Origin of the sequence: Sphingobium sp. B2 (assembly GCF_007693735.1) — a bacterium.
In the GTDB taxonomy this organism is placed as follows: Bacteria; Pseudomonadota; Alphaproteobacteria; order Sphingomonadales; family Sphingomonadaceae; genus Sphingobium; species Sphingobium xenophagum.
In genome coordinates, this window is sequence record NZ_VDBZ01000044.1 from 1 (window position 1) to 304 (window position 304).

Consider the following 304-nt stretch of genomic DNA (forward strand, 5'->3'; position numbering starts at 1 on the left):
TATTGATTTTGTAAATTCGAAGCCGGCCCTGACGCGCCTTGGCCTCGCCGCGCAGCTGAAATTCTTCGCTTCCCTGGGGTTTTTCGCGATCGATCCCGGCTCAATCCCTACCGATGGCCTCTCGTATCTGGCCGAGCAACTCGGTGTCGAGGCTGGCGAGATAGCCGGTTATGACTTTTCCAGTCGGACAGCACGACGGCATTGTGCGGAGATCCTGATCCATCTTGGATATCACCGCATGAAGCGGGTGGATCGCGCGCAATTGACGGAATGGATTGCTGGCGAGCTGTGCCCGGGCGGCCAG

Annotated in this window: 1 protein-coding gene; it reads left to right on the forward strand. The window is 58.6% G+C overall.

Annotated features, from left to right (window positions below; translation table 11 throughout):
- A partial coding sequence (locus tag FE851_RS25935) for a DUF4158 domain-containing protein (protein WP_186378996.1) occupies nucleotides 1-304 on the forward strand: 304 nt, incomplete at both ends.